Source organism: Prevotella sp. C561 (genome assembly GCF_000224595.1).
Taxonomy (GTDB): Bacteria; Bacteroidota; Bacteroidia; order Bacteroidales; family Bacteroidaceae; genus Prevotella; species Prevotella jejuni.
Map to the genome: position 1 here is coordinate 47,614 of NZ_JH114152.1, position 2,811 is coordinate 50,424.

General features: G+C 39.8%; 3 protein-coding genes and 1 pseudogene. 3 read left to right on the forward strand and 1 reads right to left on the reverse strand.

Annotation, left to right across the window (positions count from 1 at the left end; all coding sequences use genetic code 11):
* Together HMPREF0666_RS16805 and HMPREF0666_RS12810 are read left to right on the forward strand one after the other, a co-directional pair.
* Positions 1–102, forward strand: a pseudogene (locus HMPREF0666_RS16805) (helix-turn-helix domain-containing protein); the annotation flags it as partial.
* 360 nt (positions 103–462) lie between these two features.
* Positions 463–891: a hypothetical protein gene (locus HMPREF0666_RS12810; protein WP_009012788.1), complete on the forward strand. Its 429-nt coding sequence runs from the start codon at positions 463–465 to the stop codon at positions 889–891.
* Positions 892–898: 7 nt separating this feature from the next.
* On the opposite strand, the gene HMPREF0666_RS12815 is transcribed toward HMPREF0666_RS12810, so the two are convergent.
* On the reverse strand, positions 899–1,825 hold the full coding sequence (locus tag HMPREF0666_RS12815) for a site-specific integrase (protein WP_009012789.1): 927 nt from the start codon (positions 1,823–1,825) through the stop codon (positions 899–901).
* Between the two features lie 65 nt (positions 1,826–1,890).
* Between HMPREF0666_RS12815 and HMPREF0666_RS18175 the strand changes: the two genes are divergently transcribed.
* A partial coding sequence (locus tag HMPREF0666_RS18175; RefSeq protein WP_232214115.1) for a restriction endonuclease subunit S occupies positions 1,891–2,811 on the forward strand: 921 nt, incomplete at its 3' end.

A 2,811-nucleotide genomic window follows, 5' to 3' on the forward strand; every position in this document is an offset into this window, starting at 1 on the left:
CCTTTCTACAAAATCGGAGGGAAGATACTATACAAGCAGAGCGACATACAGACAATGCTTGAAAGGCATTATAATCCAATACCGCAAACAGGTAAGTTATGAGTTAAGTTAAGAAATCAGTCGCGACTTAAGTCAAATGGTCAGTTGTGACTTTGGTCAAGAAATTAGTTTCGACCTAAGTCAAAATTAACTTTAGTCAAAAATATGTCAGCTCATAAAGTCAGTAAGTCAAGAAATTAGTCTAAACTTATCTCTTGACTTACTTCTTGAACTTTGAACTCTCGTCTATTAAAAGCACCCCAGAAAGGTTACTTTATGGAACATAACAAACTATCTCTTTCTTTATACTGGCAAGGTGTGTCTTTGTCCGACAAACTGTCGTTTGTCCCACAAGCCCCTTGCCCCGAAGGGGATTAAATCACTCCAAAGTCGTGATTAGGAAACAAACAAAACAATACAATTATGACCAAATTAGAAATAGCCAATGAGAATCGTTACGGACACCGAAACACTGTAGAAGTTCCACACTGGGACAGATGGGACACCCGTATGCCCAATGTGAAAGACCAACTGCGTGCCATCGACCTGTACAATAAATCGGGGGCGGTAAGCAAATCCGACTTTGTGCGAGCCCGTATTCTTGGAGAGAGTTTCAAGGTGATAACGGTGGACAAGTCCGCCGTGGAGTACCACCGCAAGCTCTCTGAACTTACAGCTCAAGTACATAAAATTGGGGTGAACTACAATCAGGTGGTACGACTAATGCGCCTTTATACGGCCGAGAAAAGTGTAAAAACATTGTTACAGGAGCTTATCCTGCTGACAGAAGAACTCACCGTCTTGCACGAGCAGACGGTGAGTTTGACAGTTGACTATCGCAAAAAAATGTAGAACAGCATTACTTCCTGAGGTATTTAAGCATCTGCGTAATACAACGCTTCTTCTGTTCCATATTGGGATGGACATAGAGGTTGAGAGTTGTAGTGATATTCGCATGCCCGAGCAACACACTAACCGTCTTATAGTCACAGTTACTTTCAATGCAGCGTGTGGCGAAACTATGGCGCAGCCCGTGATATTTCAGCTGGGGAATGTCCAAATGCTTCATTAACCGATGATAATAGTTTCGATAGGTTCGTGGCTCAGTAGGTTTTTCTTCGTTGGTCAGCACATAGAAATTAACATTAACTACCTTTTTCAGCGGTTTCACCATAGCCAAGAGTTCTTTGTTCATTGGTATCTCACGGCAAGAGTTCTTGGTCTTTGGGCTGTTAATGACTAATTCTGTGTGCCTGCGCTCACCTTCTACGACGTAGATACGCTCAATGGTACGGTTTACGGTGATTATACCGCTGTCCGTATTGATGTCCGACCATTTCAAGCCGCATACCTCACCAATCCGCAAGCCTGTGGTTAGACTAATGTAGATGCCAAGGTTGCGAAATGTAAAGTTCTGCTTGATGAAATCGAGAATCTTTTTGTGGTGTGTCACTGTCAGCACCTCCATTTCTTTATTGATTACTGTAGTTGGATACTTGATGTCCCATTCGCAATAGTTCATCCAACCGTTCTTTACTCCGAACTTCATCACCATTTTCAACACAATGAGAATGTCCTTCACCGTTTTAATGCTGAGACCAGCATTAAGTTTTTGTAGCACAAATTCTTGTACAAGTTTTTCACTAAGACTGTCACAATCACCAAACGATGAAAGTATGTGATTTTCCAAAACTAACACATAAGCAGCGTATGTGGACTGCTTTACGTAGCGTTGCTTGTCTCTTTTCCAAGCCAACGAAATTTCTCTAATAGTTTTTGTTTTCATATTTAATCCTTAATATAGAAAAGGTACATAATAATTAGAGAAACGTATTAACTTATGTCCCAAATCTGAGATTTCCGGAGTTTGAGGGGGAGTGGCAGGAGAAGCGTTTGTCCGACATTGCAGACCTTTCTAAAGGTATAGGCATATCCAAAGACCAACTATCTGCTGACGGTGAGCCATGTATTTTGTATGGTGAACTTTACACAAAGTACAAATCTGAGACAATAAAAGAAGTTATTAGCAAAACCAACATAGATAATACAAAATTGGTAAAGAGTAAGGCTAATGACGTTATAATTCCATGCTCTGGCGAGACAGCAGAGGAGATTGCAACTGCTCGTTGTGTTCTCAAAGATGATATTCTTTTGGGTGGTGACTTGAACATTATACGCTTGCATGGATATGATGGCTCGTTTATGAGCTATCAGTTGAATGGTAAACGTAAGTATGACATAGCCAAAGTTGCGCAAGGAGTATCTGTTGTGCATCTTTATGGTGAACATCTGAAAAATATTAAGACCATCAATCCAAGTTTGAATGAACAGAAGAAAATTGCAAATCTTTTATCCCTTCTTGACGAGCGTATTTCTACCCAAAACAAAATCATTGAGGATTTGAAAACGCTAAAGTCTGCGATTAGTAAGAAACTATTGTATAATGACAGGTGGACTACTTATAAAATCCAAGACATAGCTAAAATCGGAAGAGGGCGTGTTATTAGTTCAGTAGAAATAGAAAGACAGAAACATCCTCTATATCCTGTTTATTCTTCTCAAACTTCCAATGATGGAATTATGGGCTATTTGGATGACTATATGTTTGATGGCGAGTATATTACTTGGACTACGGATGGTGCAAATGCAGGAACAGTCTTTTACAGAAAAGGAAAGTTCAATTGTACCAATGTTTGTGGGCACATTAAAGATACAGCTAAATTTGGTTGTTATTTGTTTCACTTGTTCTCCAACAGGCTACTCAAAAATATG

Bases quoted from the DNA above. Each gene is read 5' to 3' on its own strand.
- HMPREF0666_RS12810 (WP_009012788.1), top strand. From the start codon at position 463: ATGACCAAATTAGAAATAGCCAATGAGAATCGTTACGGACACCGAAAC.
- HMPREF0666_RS12815 (WP_009012789.1), bottom strand. From the start codon at position 1,825: ATGAAAACAAAAACTATTAGAGAAATTTCGTTGGCTTGGAAAAGAGAC.